Consider the following 19,599-nt stretch of genomic DNA (forward strand, 5'->3'; position numbering starts at 1 on the left):
TTCATGCACAGAGTCACCTTTGTATCAATGCTGGTGCTGCTCGGCTTGCTGGCCGGGTGCAGCGCATTGTCGCCCTTTTCGACCCTAACCAAACTCGACCTGACAGTGGCGGCCAGCGAACGGGTCAATCCTGACCTGCACGGTCGTCCCTCTCCGGTGGTCATGCAACTGATTGAGCTGCGCCACCCCGCAGCGTTCGAAAACGCGGACTTCTTCAGCCTGTATGGGCGTGCCGAGCAGACGCTGCCCAAGGACTGGGTGAGCGCAGAAGAACTTGAAATGCGCCCCGGCGATCGCCTGGCACTCAAGCTCAGCGTCGGGCCGCATAGTCGCTATGTGGGTGTGCTCGCAGCCTATCGCGACTTGCCTCACGTGCAATGGCGGCTGGTAGTGCCGGTGACCCCGGGCCGACTGACCCGTGCCGATCTGGTGCTGGACGAGGACGGCATACGTCTTGCCAACCTGCCCGCCGATGCGTTGGAGAACTGATATGCAGGTTCATAACGTTATCTGGCAGGAAGGCATGTTGTTGCGGCCCCAGCACCTGCAACACCAGGACCGCTACTACAACCAGCAACTCAATCGCACCCGCTTGCTGGGCAGTGATGCCTGGGGGTTTCTCAGCCTCGAAGTGGATGTGCAGTACCTCAAGCTCGGCAAGTTTGTCGTGACCCAGGCCAGTGGCGTACTGCCCGATGGCAGCCTGTTCGAGCTGAGCGGCGCCATGGAACCGCTGATGCTGCAGGTGCCGGCCAACGTCGGCAGACAGGGTATTTACCTGGCATTACCGTTGGCGATCGGTAACCAGATCGAGGCCCGTCAACCGGAGCAGGCCGAGGTGGTGGCCCGCTATGTCACCTGTACCACAGAGGTCGGTGATTCGAATGCCGGGGTCGACTCACGCTGCCAGATCAGCTGCGGACATCCGGATCTGCGCCTGTTGCTGGGCGAACAGCACAGTAACCAGACGTTCGTGACGCTGCAGGTCGCTCAAGTCCTGGACGCCACGCAGGACGACGGTGTGAGCCTGGATGCGGACTTCGTGCCGACCTTCATCTATCTCCAGGGCGCGGGTTATGTGGGCGCGTGCCTCAAGGAAGTGGTCAGTCTGCTGGCGTGTCGCGGGGACGCCATTGCCGAGCGGGTTCAGGGCAATGGTGCGGCTTCGGGTACGCACATTGCGGACTTTCTGATGCTGCAGTTGATCAATCGGGGCGAGCTGGTGCTGCGCCATTACCTGAGCCAGGCCCAGGTTCGTCCGCAAGCGTTGTACCGAGAGTTACTGGGCATCCTCGGCGAATTGTCGACCTTTGCCCATGACACCCGGCGGGCGCAGTGGGACGTGCGTTATCGGCACAACGACCAGGGCGCCAGTTTTCGCGGCTTGATGGAAGGGCTGCGAAGCGCGCTGTCCATGGTGCTGGAGCAGCATGCCATGGAACTGGTGCTGCAACCGCGTCAGTACGGCGTGCTGGTCTGCCCCGTGGGCGACCTCAAGTTGCTGGGCAGCGCGACCTTCGTTCTCGCGGCCAGCGCCCACTGTGAGTCGGAGGAGCTGCGCCAGCGTTTGCCGGCGCATCTCAAGGTCGGACCGGTGGAGCGTATACGCGAGCTGGTCAACCTGCACCTGGCCGGTATCAAGGTCAAGCCGCTGCCGGTGGCGCCGCGCCAACTGCCGTTTCATGCCGGCAAAACCTATTTCATGCTCGAACTCAGCGCCCGCGATATCACGCAACTGGAGCAGTCAGGTGGTTTTGCCTTCCATGTGGGCGGCGAATTTAGCGCGCTCGAACTCAACTTCTGGGCCATCAGGAACTGAACATCATGAACAGGGACAGTGACTACCCTCAGGACGAGAAAACCGTTCTGCTCGACCGCGACGGTCCGGGACCGGTGCAGGGGCCGCTGACGGATTTCGCGTTGCCGCCGCGTTTCGAACAGCTGGAAGACCGCATGATCTACGCCGCACAGGCGCAGGGTCTGCAGATGTTCAATGCCGGCCTCAATCCCCTGGTATCCGCTGCCTGGGAGCTGCTGTCGCAGCCGCATCGGCTCAGTGCCAGCGTCGGCCGCGAGAGTTTGCATAGCCTCAATGAGCGGCTGTCGGCGGGGGTCACGCAGTTCGAGACACGCGCCCTGCATGAAGGCGCGGATCACGCCGCAGTCATGTCGGCGCGCTATGTGATCTGCAGCGTGCTGGATGAAGCCGTGGTGACCACCTCATGGGGGACCGCCGGCGACTGGTCGAAGATGAGCCTGCTCAGTCGCTTTCATAACGAGACCTTCGGTGGCGAAAAGGTCTTTCAGTTGCTGGAGCGAGTGTCCCGCGACCCGCTCAAGCACCTCGCGCTGCTTGAACTGCTGTACCTGTGCCTGTCGCTGGGTTTCGAGGGCAAATACCGGGTCATGGAACGCGGCGTGGTGCAGCTCGAAGCGGTACGCGACGGGCTGTATCGACAGATCCGGCAGGTGAGGGGAGACCCGCCTGCCGTGCTGGCGTTGCCGTCGGCAATCGAGCCGGTACGCCGCAAAAGGCTGTTGCTGATCTCTGCACCCTGGGCGGCGGCAGTGTGCCTGCTCTGCCTGTTGGCGATGTACTCGGGTTTTGCCTGGGTGTTGGCCACCGAGCGTACGAAGGTCCTGCAACCCTTTCAATTTTCGGCGCCGGACCTGACTCGGACGCCCCTGTAACGATGGAGCAATGAATGAACGCATTCGTAAGGAACGCGGGCGCCGTGCTGGCTCAGATGTGGGTGTGGAGCCTGCTGCTGGTGTTTTCAAGCGCACTGCTGGTCTGGTTCGTGGGGCCTTTGCTGGCGGTGGACGATTACCGGTTCTGGGCGTCGTCGACTGCTCGCCTGTTGACCATCAGCGTGTTGTTTCTGCTGTGGGGGCTGGCCATGGTTGTGGCCGGCGCGCGGCGTGCAGCGCGCCTTCGAACGCCTGAGCACCAGGCCGACCAGACGCAATACCAGCGCATTGAAAACGAGCAGAACCACGTGCGAGGTCGCTTCAAGGAAGCGCTGCACACCCTGAAAACCTCTGGCCGATACGGCGAGCGCAGCCAGCGCTGGCGTGACGATTTGCCCTGGTACCTGCTGATTGGTGCGACGCAGAGTGGCAAGACACGCCTGCTGGCCGCCAGTGGCCTGCAATTTCCGCTCGACCGGCTCGAACCCACGTCGACCGGACAGACACCTTATTGTGATTGGTATTTTGCCGATGACGCGGTCCTGGTCGACACCGCCGGCCGCTACCTGACCCAGGCCGATCGGGCGGTGGACGCGGCGGGCTGGTCGATGCTGCTGCGACTGCTGAGGACACGCCGGCGTGCGCGTCCGCTCAATGGCGTCGTGGTGACTCTGTCGGTGGAAACGCTGCTGGGCCTGAACGATCACGATCTGGACCATCACGCGCGGCATGTGCATACACGGCTGCAGGACATTCAGCGAAGCCTGCATGTGGACGTGCCTGTCTACCTGGTCCTGACCCAGGCCGACCGATTGACGGGTTTTGCCGAATACTTCGATTCAACCCAGGGTGATGCTGCCGAAGCGGTACTGGGGGAGTGCCTGGTTGCAGACGCGGGGGGAGTCGAAATAGCCCAGGTGCGCCAGGCGTTCGAAGCCTTGTTACAGCGCTTGAGTGGTGAGCTGATCCCGCGTCTGCACCAGCAGCGTAACCTGCAGCATCGTGGGCCGATGCTGGATTTTGCACAGCACGCGGCGCAACTGGGCGAGCGCCTGTGCGTGTTTATCGAATCGGGTTTTTCAGCGCATCGCTACCAGCGCATCAACGGCTTGCGCGGCTTTTACCTGACCAGTGCTGCCGAGCCGCGTGCCCGTTTTATCCAGGGCCTGTTCAACCGGGTGATTTTTGCCGAGGCAGGCCTGGCTGCGCTCCACGGCCAGGAGCAACAGCGCATTCGCCGGCGCCAGTGGGCAGGGGCGCTGGCCGCGTCGCTTGTTATCGGTGCGGCGGGGTGGTTGTGGGCAAACAGTTATGCGCTCAATCAGCAGCGTCTGACGCGGTTGGTGGCACTGGCAGTGGAGCTGCCGGTGACGGACGATACGCTGGAGGCATTGCCGCTGTTGGATGCGCGCCTGGCGGCAACCGGGGTTTTTCCACCATCGCGGGAGGTCGGTTGGCTGGAGCGCGCGGGACTGTATCAGGGCGCGGCGAGCCGCCCGACGTTGATGGATGCCTACGCACAATCCCTGCAGCAACAATTGTTGCCGCGCGTGGCTGCGTTGCTTGAAGAGCAGGTGCGCAACAATCTCGGTGACCGTGAACGTCTGCTGGACAACCTGCGCGCCTACCTGATGCTGGCGCTGCCGGAACGTCGTGACAATCCTTGGCTGACGCAGCATATGGCCGCGCTGTGGTCTGCACGCCACGCCGCCGACAGCTCGGCGCAAACGCGCTTGAACCTGCACCTGGCGCGTTTGCTGGGGCAAACCTTCGTGGCGCCGCTTGACGATGACCTGGTGGCGCAGGCACGCCAGACCTTGCGCGGTGAGTCCCTGGCCGATGTGGTTTATCGGATGCTGCGAGAGCAGGCACGTAACCTGGAGCCTTTGCGGCTTGCCGAGGGCAGCCTGTTCGCTGCGAGTGATCAGCCAATACCGGGGTTCTACAGCAAAAAATACTGGCTGTATTTCGAGGCGCAGGGTGCGCGCCTGGTGAATGCCATCGCCCAGGATAACTGGGTGCTCGGTGAGGCGAGTGACCTCAGCGCGATGGACTTGCGCCGGCTGATGCTCGAACTGGAACAACGCTACTTCAGCGAGTACGCCGAGGCCTGGAGCGATGCACTGGGGCGCATCCGGCTGCAGGAAACCGACAGCCTCAAAAGAGCTGCCGAGCAACTGGCCGGCCTCACTTCAGCTCAGTCGCCACTGGTGCAGGTGTTGCAGCAGGTCAGGGAAAATACCCGGTTGTTGCCCACGAGCGAGCGCCTGGGCGACGTTGCGCGTCAGGCCAGGGAGCTCGGCGCAAAGGTCGAAGCGGCAGGCGCCATATTGGCCAGCCCATTGCTGGGGCATACCCAGGCGGATACCGCTCGACGCGCGTTGCAGCGACGTTTTGAGCCCTTGCACCAGTTGCTGGATGAGCAGCACAACCCTGGCACGGCAGTGAGCCATGTGCTGCAACTGTCCGATCAGTTGCAGCTGCAACTGGCGACGCTGACTCGGGAAAGTTCGCCGGAGCAGGCGGCCTTTCACAGGGTCAAGCGGCGCATGGATGGCCAGCAGGATCTGCTCGGCAATTTGCGCGACGGCGCAGCCCGGTTGCCGCTGCCGCTGTCTGCGTGGGTCGGCGCGATTGCGGATGACACCTGGCAGCGCCTGCTGGAGGAGGCCTACGTGCATGTGAACCAGCGTTACCAGAGCGAGGTGTACAGCGTTTACAGCAAAGCCATTCGCCAGCGGTATCCGTTCAATGCCACCGCGGGCGGCGATGTCGCCCTCAGTGACTTTCAGGAATTTTTCGGCCCTCAGGGCGTGCTGGCAAGGTTTCAGGAGACCTACCTGCGACCTTTTATCAGCGCCGATGGCAGTCGGCATCGCCTGCGGGGCATCGACGGTCGCAGCTTGCCTGTGTCGCGCGCGCTGCTGGATCAACTGAGCAAGGTGCAGCTTATCCGGCGCGGATTTTTCAGCGAGCAGGGCGAGTTGTCGGTGCGCTTCAGCCTGGCGCCCTACAGCCTGGATCAGGCGGTCAATCGCGCCATCCTGCGCCTGGGCGATCAACAGCTGGAATACCGCCATGGGCCCATCGTACCCATGGCGTTCCAGTGGCCTGTCGAGGGTGACAATGGCCGCAGCAGCCTGGTGCTGGAACGGGGCGCCGAGCGGCCGCTGGGTATTGAAAAAAATAGCGGAGCCTGGTCGCTGTTCAGGCTGTTTGACTTGCTGCACAGCGAGCCCGCCAGCGGTCGGGATGCGCAAGTGCTCAAGTCCGACCTCGCAGGCTTGCGCGCCAATTACCTGCTGACCAGTCAGCGGACGCCCAGCCCGTTCCAGATGGCGGACTGGCGCACCTTCCGGTTGCCGGAGCAATTGTGAGCCAGGCGCCTGCGCGCTGGCGCAGTGCCGGTCATACGCTATGCGGCAAGGATCGCTCACGCAATGAAGACGCGTTGCTCGACTGCCCCGAGCGGGGGTGTTGGGCGGTGGCGGATGGCATGGGTGGGCATCGCGCCGGGGACGTGGCCAGCCAGTGGGTGGTGAGCAACCTGGCGTCAATGGCTGGCCACGGCGACCTTGATCAGCGCGTGGGCGCTGTCCGGTGTTGCCTGCAAGAGGTCAACCGGAAGCTGCGGCATACGGCCCAGGGCCCGCATGACATTATCGGCAGCACCGTTGTAGCACTGCTGCTGGAAGGCGATCGCGCGGCGTGTGTCTGGGCGGGGGACAGCCGCTGCTATCTGTGGCGTGGGCGCAGGCTTTACCTGCTGTCCCGGGATCATTCGCGGATGCGGCAACTGATGGAAGAGCACCGGATGAGCGCGCAGCAGGCCGGTGCCCAGCCGGATGCCAGGTCGCTGACCCGGGCGGTTGGCGCGCGCGAGCGCTTGCATCTTGAGGTGCTGGAACTCGGTACACGTCCTGGCGATGTATTTCTGCTGTGCAGCGACGGTGTCTACCAGGCACTCGATCATGGCGAGCTGGGCCAGGCGTTGAGCCTGGACACACCGCAACAGATGCTGGATCGGGTGTTTGAGTCGGTATTGTGCGGCGCGGCGCGAGACGACCTCACGGCCGTGGTGATCCAGCGATGACAACGCTCCTGTGCACCGGCGACCTGCTCGCCGGTCGCTATCGGCTCGAACGCGTGCTGGGCATCGGAGGCATGGGCGTGGTCTACCGCGCCCGCGACCTGTTGCATGAGCAGTTTGGCGAGCCTTGCTCCAGCGTCGCCTTGAAAGTGCTCGGCGAATGTTTTTCCGAGTGCCCCGATGGCCATGTGCTGTTGTACAGCGAGTTCTCCCTGACACGCGGCCTGTCGCACCCTGGAGTGGTTCGCCTATTCGGGTTCGACGTCGACACCTCCCGCCAATTGGCGTTTTTCACCATGGAGTTGATGCACGGCATGACCCTCGACCGGGTCATGCTGGAGCGTCCTGACGGCCTCGGCTGGCATGAGTGGCAGCCAATGGCATCGCAACTGCTGGACGCATTGGCCTACGCCCATGGGCGGGGCGTGCTGCATGGCGACGTGAAGCCGGGCAATGTCATGGTGGGGGAGACGGGGATACGCCTGTTCGATTTTGGCCTGGGCCAGTCGCAGGCAGTGACCGGGCTGCCAGGTCTGGACCGCCATCGCATCAGCGCCTGGACGCCCGCTTATGCCGCGCCGGAGCTGCTGGGCGGGGGAGAGCTTTCAGCGTCGGCGGATGTGTATGGCGTAGCGTGCGTGTTGTACGCAATGGCGCAAAGGCGGCGTCCGGGTGAACGCCACCCCACTCATGTGCTCAAACGACCCCGCCAGTTACCGCGCCATTGCTGGTCGGCCTTGCGCGCGGCGTTGGCGATGGATCCGCAGCAACGAACGATCACGGTTGCGGAAATGCGGGAGGCAGTGGCTGGTCGATCATGGCGCTGGTTCGTGTAGCTCGGGGTTACTCGGCCACGTCATACAGCTCGCAATATTCCGACCAGCTCAGGCCGGCCATTTGTGCCACTTCCCTGTGCACTTCGAGGCGTTGGGCGGCGAAGGTTTCGGGCGATTCGGCGGTGAGCTTGAGTGTCAACTCCCAGGCGAACAGGCCCTGACGCTCGGCTTCGGCTTCAAAGGCTTCGTTCAGGCGCTCGGCGCGGTATTCGGCCAGGGTTTCACCCTTGGCCCGGGCGGCGAGCGGGTTCAGGGTGTCCAGCTCGGTTGCAAGTGCCGGGTGATCGCTCAGGAAGCGATCCAGGGCCAGTTGATGGTTATCGCCGGGTTGGGACAAGGGCGTGCTCCTTTGCAAGATCTCAGAGGTCGGTCTGCAGGTTGCGCCGTGCGCGTTTGCGCAGACGACGGTCGATTCTGGAACTGATCGGCTGCAACAGAAAGAACATCAGGTAGGCCGTCAGTACCAGCGTCAGGTCCACCCAGGTTCCGGCGACCGGTTCGTCTGAAAATATCTCGACTACGTCCTTGATCAGGAACAGCAGGGCGACCCCGCCCAGCCACAGCAAGGCCTTGAACAGCAATGGTTGCAGGTTGTTCGACAGTTTGTGTTGCATCCCGGGCTTACCTCTGCGGTGCATGACTTCCTCTCAGGCGAGAGTGGAGGTGAGCCACCGCGCCTGAAAGCGTCACCGATGATAACGATTAGGCAGGTTTAGGGATTGATCCAGAGCAGAAAGTTCATTTATTTAGTGACGAATACCGAAGTTACGCCCCCGCAGCAGGCACCAGAAAAGCAGCCTCCAGTAATTGACGCGTATACCCATGCTGGGGATTGGCAAAGATCGTCGCTGCATCGCCCTGTTCCACCACTTGCCCCTGTTTTACCACCATCAACTGATGACTCAATGCCTTGACCACCGCCAAATCATGGCTGATGAACAAGTAGGTCAGGTTGTACTTGGCCTGCAACCCACGCAACAACTCCACCACCTGGCGCTGCACCGTGCGATCCAGCGCTGAAGTCGGTTCGTCGAGCAAAATCAGCCTGGGCTTGAGCACCAGCGCCCGTGCAATCGCAATACGCTGGCGTTGCCCTCCGGAAAACTCGTGGGGGTACCGGTGCCGCGACGCCGGGTCCAGGCCTACTTCCTTGAGCGCTGCAATAATCGCCGCTTCCTGTTCGGCCGCCGTGCCCATCCTGTGAATGCGCAGGCCTTCACCGACGATTTCACTGACGCACATCCGCGGGCTCAAACTGCCGAACGGGTCCTGGAACACCACCTGCATCTCCCGACGCAACGGCCGCACCTGTTGCTGAGTGAGCTGATCCAACTGCTGGCCTTCGAATCGAATGCCGCCCTTGCTCGCGATCAACCGCAGGATCGCCAGGCCCAGGGTGGATTTGCCCGAGCCGCTCTCACCGACGATGCCCAGGGTCTGGCCCTGGGGCAGGCTGAAGTTGATGCCGTCCACCGCTTTGACGTAATCGACGGTGTTGCGCAAAAAGCCCTTCTTGATCGGGAACCAGACTTTCAGGTCGTCGACTTCCAGTAAGGGCGGCCCAACTTCATTGGTGGCCGGCCCTCCGCTGGGTTCCGCCGCCAGCAGTTCCTGGGTGTAAGGGTGCTGCGGCGACTGGAACAAGGTCTCGCAGTCGGCCTGTTCGACGATGCAACCCTGTTGCATCACGCACACCCGATGGGCAATGCGCCGCACCAGGTTCAAGTCGTGGCTGATCAACAGCAGCGACATGCCCAGCCGCGCCTGCAGTTCCTTGAGCAGTTCGAGAATTTTCAGTTGCACGGTGACGTCGAGGGCGGTGGTCGGCTCGTCGGCGATCAACAGTTCCGGCTCGTTGGCCAGGGCCATGGCGATCATCACGCGCTGGCGCTGGCCACCGGACAGTTCGTGGGGCAGGGCCTTGAGGCGCTTGTGTGGCTCGGGAATGCCCACCAGTTCGAGCAGTTCCAGCGTGCGTCGGGTGGCCACCTTGCCGGTGAGGCCCTTGTGCAGGCCGAGTACTTCGTTGATCTGTTTTTCGATGCTGTGCAGCGGGTTCAAGGAGGTCATCGGCTCCTGGAAGATCATCGCGATGCGGTTGCCGCGAATATGCCGCAGGGTCTTTTCCTTGAGCGTCAGCAGGTCTTGCCCGGCATAGCGGATAGTGCCGCTCGGATGCCGCGCCAGCGGGTAGGGCAGCAGGCGCAGAATCGAATGCGCGGTCACCGATTTGCCGGACCCGCTTTCGCCTACGAGGGCGAGAGTTTCGCCGCGCTTGATGTCGAAGCTGAGGTTGTTGACCACCCGGTGGTGGTGCTCGCCCGTGACGAACTCGACGGAGAGGTCGCGGACTTCGATCAGATTGTCCTGATTCATCTCATTTCCTCGGGTCGAAGGCATCGCGAGCGGACTCGCCGATAAACACCAGCAAACTCAGCATGATCGCCAGCACGGCAAAGGCACTGATGCCCAGCCACGGCGCCTGCAGGTTGGATTTGCCCTGGGCCACCAGTTCGCCCAGCGACGGAGAGCCGGCCGGCAGGCCGAAGCCGAGGAAGTCCAGGGCGGTGAGGGTGCCGATGGCGCCGGTGAGGATGAAGGGCATGAAGGTCATGGTGGAGACCATGGCATTGGGCAGGATGTGGCGGAACATGATCGCGCCGTTCTGCATGCCCAGTGCCCGGGCTGCGCGCACGTATTCAAGGTTGCGCCCGCGCAGGAACTCGGCGCGCACCACGTCCACCAGGCTCATCCACGAGAACAGCAACATGATTCCCAGCAGCCACCAGAAGTTGGGCTGCACAAAACTGGCCAGGATGATCAGCAGATAAAGCACCGGCAAACCGGACCAGATTTCCAGAAAGCGCTGCCCGGCCAGATCCACCCAGCCGCCGTAGAAGCCCTGCAAGGCGCCGGCGATTACGCCGATGATCGAGCTGAGCACGGTCAACGTCAGCGCAAACAATACCGACACACGAAACCCGTAGATCACTCGCGCCAGCACATCGCGACCCTGGTCATCGGTGCCCAGCAGGTTGACGCTGGACGGTGGCGCGGGAGCCGGCACCTTAAGGTCGTAGTTGATGCTCTGGTAGCTGAACGGAATCGGCGCCCACAGGGTCCAGGCGTCCTTGGCCTTGAGCAGTTCGCGGATGTACGGGCTTTTGTAGTTGGCTTCCAGCGGGAATTCGCCGCCGAAGGTGGTCTCCGGGTAGCGCTTGAGCGCCGGGAAATACCAGTCGCCGTCGTAGTGCACGGCCAGTGGCTTGTCGTTGGCGATCAGCTCGGCGCCCAGGCTCAGGCCGAACAGGATCAGGAACAGCCACAGCGACCACCAGCCACGCTTGTTCGCCTTGAACCGCTCGAACCGGCGGCGATTGAGGGGGGACAGATTCATCTCAATGCTCCCGGCTGGCGAAGTCGATACGCGGATCGACCAGGGTGTAGGTGAGGTCGCCGATGAGTTTCACCACCAGCCCCAGCAGGGTGAAGATGAACAGCGTGCCGAACACCACTGGGTAATCGCGGTTGATCGCGGCTTCAAAACTCATCAGGCCCAGGCCGTCGAGGGAGAAGATCACTTCAACCAGCAGCGAACCGGTAAAGAAGATGCCGATGAACGCCGAGGGGAATCCGGCGATCACCAGCAGCATGGCGTTGCGGAACACGTGACCGTAGAGCACGCGGTGATTGGTCAAGCCCTTGGCCTTGGCGGTGACCACGTATTGCTTGTTGATCTCGTCGAGAAAGCTGTTCTTGGTCAGCAGGGTCATGGTCGCGAAGTTGCCGATCACCAACGCCGTGACGGGCAGCGCCAGGTGCCAGAAGTAATCGAGGATCTTGCCGCTCACGCTCAGCTCGTCAAAGTTGTTGGAGGTGAGCCCGCGCAGGGGGAACCAGTCCAGGTAACTGCCGCCGGCAAACACTACGATCAGCAGGATGGCGAACAGGAACGCCGGGATCGCGTAGCCGACGATGATTGCCGAGCTGGTCCACACGTCGAAATGGCTGCCGTGCCGCGTGGCCTTGGCGATCCCCAGGGGAATCGACACCAGGTACATGATCAGCGTGCTCCATAACCCGAGGGAGATGGACACCGGCATCTTTTCCCTGATCAGGTCGATGACCTTGGCGTCACGAAAGAAGCTGTCGCCAAAATCCAGCCGGGCGTAGTTCTTGACCATGATCCACAAGCGTTCCGGCGCCGATTTATCGAAGCCGTACATTTTTTCGATTTCCTGAATCAGCGCGGGGTCCAGGCCCTGCGCGCCACGGTAGCTGGAGCCGGCCACGGCCACTTCGGCACCGCCGCCGGCGATGCGGCTGGTGGCGCCTTCAAAGCCTTCGAGCTTGGCGATCATCTGTTCCACCGGGCCACCGGGGGCGGCCTGAATGATGACGAAATTGATCAGCAGGATCCCGAACAGGGTGGGAATGATCAGCAACAGGCGGCGAACGATATAGGCCAGCATTCAATCGCCTCCCTTCGCCGGATCGGCGTCAGCTTGGGTGCCTGCGGCGGTTACCGGCGGCACATTGGGTTTGGCCCACCAGGTGGCGGTGCCGACGTCGTACAGCGGGGACACTTTCGGATGGCCGAGGTTGTTCCAGTAGGCCACGCGGAAGGTCTTGATGTGCCAGTTGGGAATCACGTAGTAGCCAAATTGCAGCACGCGGTCCAGGGCCTTGGCGTGGGCGATCAGGCTGGTGCGCGAGTCCGAATCGATCAGTTCCTCCACCAGTTGGTCGATGGCCGGGTCCTTGAGGCCGATGTAGTTGCGGCTGCCGGGCTTTTCGGCGCTGGTGGACTTCCAGAACTCGCGTTGTTCGTTACCCGGCGACGAGGATTGCGGGAAGCTGCCCACCACCATGTCGAAGTCCCGCGAGCGCAGGCGGGTGACGAACTGGGACACGTCGACCCGGCGAATCACCAGGTTGATGCCCAGGTCCGCCAGGTTGCGCTTGAACGGCAGCAGGATGCGTTCGAACTCGGTCTGGGCCAGCAGGAACTCGATGGTCACCGGTGTGCCGGTGGTGTCGACCATCTTGTCGTCAACGATCTTCCAGCCGGCCTGCTGCAGTAATTGGTAGGCCTCGCGCTGCTGGGCGCGGATCATGCCGCTGCCGTCGGTTCTGGACGGCTCGAAGGCCTGGGTGAATACCTCGGGCGGGATTTTGTCGCGCAGCGGTTCGAGAATGTTCAGTTCATCGGGGCCGGGCAGGCCGGTGGCGGCCATGTCGGAGTTTTCAAAATAGCTGCGGGTGCGGGTATAGGCGCCGTTGAACAGCTGTTTGTTGCTCCACTCGAAGTCCAGCAACAGGCTGATGGCCTTGCGCACGCGCACGTCCTGGAACATCGGCTTGCGGATATTGAACACAAAACCCTGCATGCCGGTGGGGTTGCCGTTGGGGATTTCTTCCTTGATCAGTCGGCCCTGGGTGACTGCCGGAACGTTGTAGGCATTCGCCCAGTTCTTGGCGCTGAACTCGGACCAGTAATCGAACTGCCCGGCCTTGAGCGCTTCGAGGGCCACGGTGGCATCACGGTAATAGTCGGTGATGCGGTTGTCGAAGTTGTACAGGCCCTTGTTGATCGGCAAGTCCTTGCCCCAGTAGTCCTTGACCCGTTCATAGCGCACGGACCGGCCGGCCTTCACTTCGGCCACTTGATAAGGGCCGCTGCCGAGGGGGAACTCGAGGTTGCCCTTGTTGAAGTCGCGGTTGGCCCACCAGTGCTTGGGCAGCACCGGCAGTTGGCCGAGGATCAGCGGCAGCTCGCGGTTGTTGGTGCGCTTGAACTTGAACAGCACGCGCAACGGGTCTTCGGCGATCACTTCGTCGACATCGGCATAGTAGGTGCGATAGAGCGGGGTGCCGTCCTTGATCAGGGTCTGGAAGCTGAAGACCACGTCGTCGGCGCGAATGGGGTGGCCATCGTGGAAGCGCGCCTCGGGGCGCAGGTAGAAGCGCACCCAGCTGTTGTCCGGGGCCTTTTCGATCTTGCCGGCCACCAGGCCGTATTCGGTGAAGGGCTCATCCAGACTCTGGGTAGCCAGGGTGTCGTAGATCAGGCCGATATTGTCGGCGGGCACGCCTTTGCTGATGAACGGGTTGAAGCTGTCGAAGCCGGTCAGGCTCGACTCGCGGAACGTGCCGCCCTTGGGCGCGTCCGGATTGACGTAATCGGTGTGCTTGAAGTCGGCTGGGTACTTGGGTGGCTCGTTGTACAGGGTCAGCGCATGCTGCGGCGCGGCCTGGGCGGCGCTGCACAGCAACAGGCCGCCCAGCAGAACGTTGCGCAAAGACATCATTGGGCTTTCTCCGAAGCTTTCAGCCACCACGCGCTCAGGCCCAGGCTGTAGGGCGGCGTGGTGACAAAGGCGAACCGGTTGCGGTAGGCCAGGCGATGATAGTTGAGGTACCAGTTGGGAATGCTGTAGTGCTGCCACAGCAGCACCCGGTCCAGGGCGCGGCCGGCGGCCAGTTGCTCTTCGCGGGTCTGGGCCGCGAGCAGTTGGTCCAGCAGGTGATCGACCACCGGGTTGGCAATGCCGGCGAAATTCTTGCTGCCCTTGATCGCGGCCTGGCTGGAGTGGAAGTACTGCCACTGTTCCAGGCCTGGGCTGAGGGTCTGGTTGAGGGTGATCAGGATCATGTCGAAGTCGAACTGATCCAGGCGCTGCTTGTATTGTGCGCGGTCGACGGTGCGCAGGCGGGCATCGATGCCGATGCTGATCAGGTTCTCGACATAGGGCTGCAGGATGCGCTCCAGGTTCGGATTGACCAGCAGGATCTCGAAGCGCAGCGGTTGTCCGTCCTTGTTCAGCAGGCGTTGGCCCGACAGTTTCCAGCCGGCCTCGCCGAGCAGGCCGAGGGCACGACGCAGGGTTTCGCGAGGGATGCCGCGCCCGTCGGTCTGCGGCAGGCTGAAGGCTTGGGTTAACAGGTTGGGCGGCAACTGGTCGCGGTAGGGCGAGAGCATCAGCCATTCATGGCCGACCGGTATGCCAGTGGCAGCGAACTCGCTGTTGGGGTAATAGCTGAGGGCGCGCTTATAGGCATTGCTGAACAGGGCGCGGTTGGTCCACTCGAAATCGAACATCAGCCCGAGCGCTTCGCGCACCTTGGTCTGGCTGAAGGTGGGCCGTCGGGTGTTCATGAACAGGCCCTGGCTCTGGGTGGGGATCTGGTGGGCGATCTGCGCCTTGATCACCTCGCCACGGTTGACCGCCGGAAAGTTGTAACCATTGGCCCAGTTCTTGGCCTGGTGCTCGATATAAATGTCGAACTCGCCGGCCTTGAATGCCTCGAACGCCACATCGCTGTCGCGGTAGAACTCCACTTCGACCTTGTTGTAGTTGTAAAAGCCCCGGTTGACCGGCAGGTCCTTACCCCAGTAGTCCTTGACCCGCTCGAACACCAGTTGCCGGCCCGGGGTGACCTTGCTGATGCGGTACGGGCCGCTGCCCAGGGGCGGCTCGAAGGTAGTGGCCTTGAAGTCGCGGTGCTTCCAGTAATGCTGGGGCAGCACCGGCAGTTCGCCCAGGCGCAGGATCAGCAACGGGTTGCCCGCGCGCTTGAACACGAAGCGGATGCGATGGCGGTTGAGAATGTCCACCCGCGCTACTTCCTGCAGGTTGGTGCGGTATTGCGGATGGCCTTCGGTGAGCAGGGTGCGATAGGAAAACGCGACGTCGTAGGCGGTGATCGGCTTGCCATCGTGAAAACGCGCTTGCGGGCGCAGGTTGAACACCACCCAGCTGCGGTCCTCGCTGTATTCCACCGACTGCGCAATCAGGCCGTAACTGGAAGCAGGCTCGTCGCCGGACGGCGCGTACTGGCCGGTGCCGACCATCAGCGGCTCGTTCAACTCGTTAACGCCGTATTGCAGGAAATTGGGCGTGGAAACCGGGCTTGAGCCCTTGAAGGTGTAGGGGTTGAGGGTATCGAAGGTGCCAAACGCCATCACCCGCAGGGTACCGCCTTTCGGCGCTGCAGGGTTTACCCAATCGAAATGGGTAAATTTGGCCGGGTACTTGAGCGTGCCGAACTGCGTGTAACCGTGGCTCTCGGTTATCGTCGCGTGCGCACCAAAGCTCAAGGCCAGACTTATTAGTAGAAGGAGGGGACGCTTCAAGTCAGAGATCCGATCCAGGCGGCTTGGGCTTTATGGTCGGTACAGTAACAGCTTGTTCCGGTTGGAAAAAGCCGGTTTAGATGATGGAGAACCAATGTGGGAGGGGGCTTGCTCCCGATGGCGGTGTGTCAGCCAGTACATGCGCTGGCTGAATCACTGCTATCGGGAGCAAGCCCCGTCCCACATTGTATTTTCAGTGTTGCCGAGGATTCAGCGCGGTGCCGAAACCACCAGCATCTGCCCCGGCTTCAGCGCCTGACCCGTGCGCGGGTTCCAGCGTTTGAGATGTTGCATCTCGACGTTGAAGCGTTTGGCGACGATAGACAGCGAGTCGCCTTTCTTGACCTTGTACTGCACCGGTTTTTTGGCACTGGCCACGGCGCGGCGTGTGTCCTGCATCACCAGGGTCTGGCCAACCTTGAGCGCCTGGCCATTGAGCTTGTTCCAGCGCTGCAGGTCATGCACGTCGACCTTGTTGGCCTTGGCGATCAGCGTGAGGTTGTCGCCGCTGCGCACCTTGTAGTTGCGGGTACGCCCGGCCACGCGTGCGGTCTCGACTTCGTCGAGTACCTGCTTTTTCGGGCGCATGGCCAGCAGTTCTTCGGGTTTCATCGTCGACAGCGTGCTGGTCAGCAGGTGCGCCTTGGAACTGGGGACGAGCAGATGCTGGGGGCCGTCGAGGGTGGTGCGTTGCTTGAGGGCCGGGTTGAGCTGGAACAGTTCGTCCTCGTCGATTTCCGCCAGCGCGGCGACCCGCGACAGGTCCATGCTCTGCTTGACCTCAACCACTTCGAAGTAGGGCGTGTTGGCAATCGGACTGAGGTTGACGCCATAGGCTTCAGGCGCCAGCACCACTTGGGACAGCGCCAGGAACTTGGGCACGTAGTCGCGGGTTTCCTGGGGCAGGGGCAGGTTCCAGTAGTCGGTAGGCAGGCCGAGCTTTTCGTTACGCTCGATGGCGCGGCTTACCGTGCCTTCACCGGCGTTGTAGGCCGCCAGGGCCAGCAGCCAGTCGCCGTTGAACATGTCATGCAGGCGCGTCAGGTAATCCAGGGCGGCGGTGGTGGATGCGGTGATATCACGGCGGCCATCGTAGGCGCGGGTCTGGCGCAGATTGAAGTAACGCCCGGTGGAGGGAATGAACTGCCACAGGCCGACCGCATCGCTGCGCGAATAGGCCATCGGGTTGTAGGCGCTTTCAATCACTGGCAGCAGCGCCAGTTCCAGCGGCATGTTGCGCTCTTCGAGGCGTTCGACGATGTAATGAATGTAGAGACTGCCGCGTTCGCCGGCGTTTTCCAGAAAGGATGGATTGCTGGCGAACCACAGGCGCTGTTGCTCGATGCGCGGGTTGACGCCTGCGCTGTCCTGTAATTGAAAGCCCCGACGCATGCGTTCCCAGACATCCTGGGGCACTTCGGGGCTGGGCTTCTCTGAAAGCCAGATGGGTTTTTGCTTGATCTTGGCAGCAAGATTCGGTTTGGGTTGCACGGTGGATTGTGCAGCATATTGTGTGGATTGGCAGCCCGCCAGAGTTGCGGAAACGGCCACCGCCACGGCTTGAGCCAGGCGGGTCAATGCGTCTGAAGAGATGGATTTACGAATAGATGACGACATTGGCTGGAAGTAAGTTCCGGGCAAAAATGTCGGGCGATTCTAGAAAGCGCTTTGGTTCCGGTCAACCATTCAGAAATTACGTATCAGAATACGTAGGCTTAGAACGTATCTTTCCATGCCCTCAAGCTGGCAAACACCTCGGCCCCAGCCCGGTTGTCACGACCATCCCGTTCGTCCGCTTTTTGTTTAACGGATGTTTCAGAGGTGCGCAGGAAGGGGTTGGTGCGCTTTTCCAGAGCCAGGTTCGAGGGCAGCGTCATCTCGCCGCGAGCCCGCAATTGGCGGACGTTTTCCACCCGTTCGGCGATATCGGCGTTGTGCGGTTCCACCGCCTGGGCAAATTTCAGGTTGCTTTGTGTGTATTCGTGGGTGCAATACACCTGCGTGTCGTCGGGCAGGTCGGCCAGACGCTGCAACGAGGCGTACATCTGCTGCGGCGTGCCCTCGAACAGGCGGCCACAACCGGCGGCGAACAGGGTGTCGCCGCACAGCAGCACGCCTTGGTGATAAAACGCGATATGGCCGAGGGTGTGGCCGGGTACGCTGTAAACGTCAAAGTCCCAGCCCAGCACGCTGATGCGGTCGTTGTCGTGCAGCGCCACGTCCCGCGCCGGGATGTTCTCGCTGGCCGGGCCGTAGACCTTGGCGCCGGTCACGTCCTTGAGCTGCGCAACACCGCCCACATGGTCGTGGTGATGGTGGGTAACGAGGATGTCGCTGAGGGTCCACTGCGGGTTCTGCCCAAGCCAGGCCAGCACCGGCGCGGCATCGCCGGGGTCGACAGCGGCGCAGCGGCGGGTATGCGGGTCCTGTAATAACCAGATGTAGTTATCGGTGAAGGCGGGCAGGGCACTGATCTGTATCATTCTTCGATTCGCCAAGCTGAACACATTGGTGCATCTTAGAACGTCCAGGCGAGTAGGAGAATGCAATGACTGATAAAGCGTTCGCCCAGGCCGATCCTGAGTGGCTCGCGCTGATCGGCGCAGCCCGCGAATGGCTGTCCGGGCCCATCGGGCAATTTTTGCTGGAGGAGGAGCGGCGCATGCTCGAAGACGAGCTGGGCCGGTTCTTTGGCGGCTACCTGGTGCATTACGGCCCATCGGCCCAGACCCCGCCCGCCGCGCCGCAGGTGCAGCGCAATGTGCGCCTGGGGGCCCCGTTGCCCGGTGTGGAGATTGTCTGCGAGGAACAGGCCTGGCCGTTGAGCGAGCACGCCGCTGATGTGGTGGTGTTGCAGCATGGCCTGGATTTCTGCCTGTCGCCCCACGGCCTGTTGCGTGAAGCGGCGAGCAGCGTGCGCCCCGGTGGCCATTTGCTGATTATCGGCATCAACCCCTGGAGCACCTGGGGCCTGCGTCATGTGTTCGCCCAGGACGGCCTGCGCCAGGCACGCTGCATCGCGCCTTCACGGGTGGGTGACTGGCTGAATCTGCTGGGCTTCGCGCTGGAGAAACGCCGCTTCGGGTGCTATCGTCCGCCGCTTGCCTCGACCCGGTGGCAGGGCCGTCTGGCCGGCTGGGAACGTCGCGCGGGGACCTGGCAATTGGCCGGTGGCGGCTTCTATCTATTGGTGGCGCGCAAGATCGTGGTCGGCCTGCGTCCGGTGCGTCAGGTGGCCCGCCAGCCCATGGGCAAGCTGGTGCCGATGCCGATGGCCAAGGTCAATCGCAAGCAAAGCGAACCGTAAACCCCCTCTTTTTGATTCAAGACCGAGCAAACGATGACCGATACCGTAGAACTTTTCACCGATGGCGCCTGCAAGGGCAACCCTGGCCCTGGCGGCTGGGGCGCATTGCTGGTGTGCAAGGGCGTGGAGAAGGAACTGTGGGGCGGCGAAGCCAACACCACCAACAACCGCATGGAGCTGATGGGCGCGATTCGCGGCCTCGAGGAGCTCAAGCGGCGCTGCGACGTGCTGCTGGTGACCGACTCGCAATACGTTATGAAGGGCATCAACGAGTGGATGGTCAACTGGAAGAAGCGCGGCTGGAAGACGGCGGCCAAGGAGCCGGTCAAGAACGCCGACCTGTGGCAACTGCTCGACGAGCAATGCAATCGCCACAACATCACCTGGAAATGGGTGCGCGGGCATATCGGCCATCCAGGCAATGAGCGCGCTGACCAACTGGCCAACCGTGGCGTGGATGAGGTGCGCGGCTACAAGCAGAGCTGAGGCCGGCTGCCGTGTTAACATCGCGCCTTCTACACACTCCACCACACCGTTG

The 19,599-nt window shown here is 62.3% G+C and carries 17 protein-coding genes; 8 read left to right on the forward strand and 9 right to left on the reverse strand.

The features are described from left to right. Positions 1–3: 3 nt before the first annotated feature. Genes tssJ through RHM60_RS01240 form a run of 6 tightly spaced genes read left to right on the forward strand, consistent with a single transcriptional unit; the run spans position 4 to position 7,617 of the window. Positions 4–489: a type VI secretion system lipoprotein TssJ gene (tssJ, locus tag RHM60_RS01215; protein WP_209981179.1), complete on the forward strand. Its 486-nt coding sequence runs from the start codon at positions 4–6 to the stop codon at positions 487–489. A 1-nt stretch (position 490) separates the two neighbouring features. Next, the gene (tssK, locus tag RHM60_RS01220) at positions 491–1,819 is read left to right on the forward strand and encodes a type VI secretion system baseplate subunit TssK (protein WP_322213336.1); all 1,329 of its coding nucleotides are present in this window, start codon (positions 491–493) and stop codon (positions 1,817–1,819) included. 5 nt (positions 1,820–1,824) lie between these two features. After that, a complete protein-coding gene (gene icmH, locus RHM60_RS01225; protein WP_209981183.1) occupies positions 1,825–2,691 on the forward strand; it encodes a type IVB secretion system protein IcmH/DotU in 867 nt (288 codons plus the stop codon). 14 nt (positions 2,692–2,705) lie between these two features. Next, on the forward strand, positions 2,706–6,068 hold the full coding sequence (gene tssM, locus RHM60_RS01230) for a type VI secretion system membrane subunit TssM (RefSeq protein ID WP_322213337.1): 3,363 nt from the start codon (positions 2,706–2,708) through the stop codon (positions 6,066–6,068). Further along, on the forward strand, positions 6,065–6,784 hold the full coding sequence (locus RHM60_RS01235; RefSeq protein ID WP_322213338.1) for a PP2C family serine/threonine-protein phosphatase: 720 nt from the start codon (positions 6,065–6,067) through the stop codon (positions 6,782–6,784). Before tssM ends, RHM60_RS01235 begins: the two co-directional genes overlap by 4 nt. Then, the gene (locus RHM60_RS01240) at positions 6,781–7,617 is read left to right on the forward strand and encodes a serine/threonine-protein kinase (protein ID WP_322213339.1); all 837 of its coding nucleotides are present in this window, start codon (positions 6,781–6,783) and stop codon (positions 7,615–7,617) included. The genes RHM60_RS01235 and RHM60_RS01240 overlap by 4 nt, the downstream gene beginning before the upstream one ends. Positions 7,618–7,624: 7 nt before the next feature. Here the strand turns inward: RHM60_RS01240 and RHM60_RS01245 are convergent, their stop codons facing one another. From RHM60_RS01245 to gloB, 9 genes are all read right to left on the reverse strand, one after another. Then, positions 7,625–7,954, reverse strand: coding sequence for a DUF6388 family protein (locus tag RHM60_RS01245; protein WP_209981191.1), 330 nt, complete (start codon positions 7,952–7,954; stop codon positions 7,625–7,627). Positions 7,955–7,976: 22 nt separating this feature from the next. After that, on the reverse strand, positions 7,977–8,231 hold the full coding sequence (locus tag RHM60_RS01250) for a hypothetical protein (RefSeq protein ID WP_209981193.1): 255 nt from the start codon (positions 8,229–8,231) through the stop codon (positions 7,977–7,979). A 151-nt stretch (positions 8,232–8,382) separates the two neighbouring features. Continuing rightward, a complete protein-coding gene (locus RHM60_RS01255) occupies positions 8,383–9,993 on the reverse strand; it encodes an ABC transporter ATP-binding protein (protein ID WP_209981195.1) in 1,611 nt (536 codons plus the stop codon). Position 9,994: 1 nt separating this feature from the next. Then, a complete protein-coding gene (locus tag RHM60_RS01260; RefSeq protein ID WP_003235508.1) occupies positions 9,995–11,014 on the reverse strand; it encodes an ABC transporter permease in 1,020 nt (339 codons plus the stop codon). Between the two features lies 1 nt (position 11,015). Continuing rightward, positions 11,016–12,089, reverse strand: a complete 1,074-nt coding sequence (locus RHM60_RS01265; protein WP_209981197.1) for a microcin C ABC transporter permease YejB — start codon at positions 12,087–12,089, stop codon at positions 11,016–11,018. Continuing rightward, on the reverse strand, positions 12,090–13,928 hold the full coding sequence (locus RHM60_RS01270) for an extracellular solute-binding protein (protein ID WP_322213340.1): 1,839 nt from the start codon (positions 13,926–13,928) through the stop codon (positions 12,090–12,092). Then, positions 13,925–15,754 carry an extracellular solute-binding protein gene (locus RHM60_RS01275; protein ID WP_209981203.1) on the reverse strand — a complete coding sequence of 610 codons (1,830 nt, stop codon included), beginning with the start codon at positions 15,752–15,754 and terminating at the stop codon, positions 13,925–13,927. Before RHM60_RS01275 ends, RHM60_RS01270 begins: the two co-directional genes overlap by 4 nt. 210 nt (positions 15,755–15,964) lie before the next feature. Continuing rightward, positions 15,965–17,371, reverse strand: a complete 1,407-nt coding sequence (locus RHM60_RS01280; RefSeq protein WP_209981205.1) for a transglycosylase SLT domain-containing protein — start codon at positions 17,369–17,371, stop codon at positions 15,965–15,967. Positions 17,372–17,469: 98 nt separating this feature from the next. Further along, positions 17,470–18,237 carry a hydroxyacylglutathione hydrolase gene (gene gloB / locus RHM60_RS01285; protein ID WP_209981208.1) on the reverse strand — a complete coding sequence of 256 codons (768 nt, stop codon included), beginning with the start codon at positions 18,235–18,237 and terminating at the stop codon, positions 17,470–17,472. A gap of 65 nt (positions 18,238–18,302) precedes the next feature. On the opposite strand from gloB, the gene RHM60_RS01290 reads away from it, so the two are divergent. After that, positions 18,303–19,061, forward strand: coding sequence for a class I SAM-dependent methyltransferase (locus tag RHM60_RS01290; RefSeq protein ID WP_209981210.1), 759 nt, complete (start codon positions 18,303–18,305; stop codon positions 19,059–19,061). Between the two features lie 33 nt (positions 19,062–19,094). Beyond that, entirely contained in the window at positions 19,095–19,547 is a 453-nt protein-coding gene (rnhA, locus tag RHM60_RS01295) for a ribonuclease HI (RefSeq protein WP_003207474.1), read from the forward strand. Positions 19,548–19,599 lie beyond the last annotated feature (52 nt).

The sequence above is a fragment of the Pseudomonas sp. MH9.3 genome, assembly GCF_034354675.1.
In the GTDB taxonomy this organism is placed as follows: domain Bacteria; phylum Pseudomonadota; class Gammaproteobacteria; order Pseudomonadales; family Pseudomonadaceae; genus Aquipseudomonas.

What these genes read in the sequence shown, in the direction of transcription:
- tssJ (WP_209981179.1), top strand. Translation starts at nt 4, where the DNA reads ATGCACAGAGTCACCTTTGTATCAATGCTGGTGCTGCTCGGCTTGCTG.
- tssK (WP_322213336.1), top strand. Translation starts at nt 491, where the DNA reads ATGCAGGTTCATAACGTTATCTGGCAGGAAGGCATGTTGTTGCGGCCC.
- icmH (WP_209981183.1), top strand. Translation starts at nt 1,825, where the DNA reads ATGAACAGGGACAGTGACTACCCTCAGGACGAGAAAACCGTTCTGCTC.
- tssM (WP_322213337.1), top strand. Translation starts at nt 2,706, where the DNA reads ATGAACGCATTCGTAAGGAACGCGGGCGCCGTGCTGGCTCAGATGTGG.
- RHM60_RS01240 (WP_322213339.1), top strand. Translation starts at nt 6,781, where the DNA reads ATGACAACGCTCCTGTGCACCGGCGACCTGCTCGCCGGTCGCTATCGG.
- RHM60_RS01250 (WP_209981193.1), bottom strand. Translation starts at nt 8,231, where the DNA reads ATGCAACACAAACTGTCGAACAACCTGCAACCATTGCTGTTCAAGGCC.
- RHM60_RS01255 (WP_209981195.1), bottom strand. Translation starts at nt 9,993, where the DNA reads ATGAATCAGGACAATCTGATCGAAGTCCGCGACCTCTCCGTCGAGTTC.
- RHM60_RS01260 (WP_003235508.1), bottom strand. Translation starts at nt 11,014, where the DNA reads ATGAATCTGTCCCCCCTCAATCGCCGCCGGTTCGAGCGGTTCAAGGCG.
- RHM60_RS01265 (WP_209981197.1), bottom strand. Translation starts at nt 12,089, where the DNA reads ATGCTGGCCTATATCGTTCGCCGCCTGTTGCTGATCATTCCCACCCTG.
- RHM60_RS01270 (WP_322213340.1), bottom strand. Translation starts at nt 13,928, where the DNA reads ATGATGTCTTTGCGCAACGTTCTGCTGGGCGGCCTGTTGCTGTGCAGC.
- RHM60_RS01280 (WP_209981205.1), bottom strand. Translation starts at nt 17,371, where the DNA reads ATGTCGTCATCTATTCGTAAATCCATCTCTTCAGACGCATTGACCCGC.
- gloB (WP_209981208.1), bottom strand. Translation starts at nt 18,237, where the DNA reads ATGATACAGATCAGTGCCCTGCCCGCCTTCACCGATAACTACATCTGG.
- RHM60_RS01290 (WP_209981210.1), top strand. Translation starts at nt 18,303, where the DNA reads ATGACTGATAAAGCGTTCGCCCAGGCCGATCCTGAGTGGCTCGCGCTG.
- rnhA (WP_003207474.1), top strand. Translation starts at nt 19,095, where the DNA reads ATGACCGATACCGTAGAACTTTTCACCGATGGCGCCTGCAAGGGCAAC.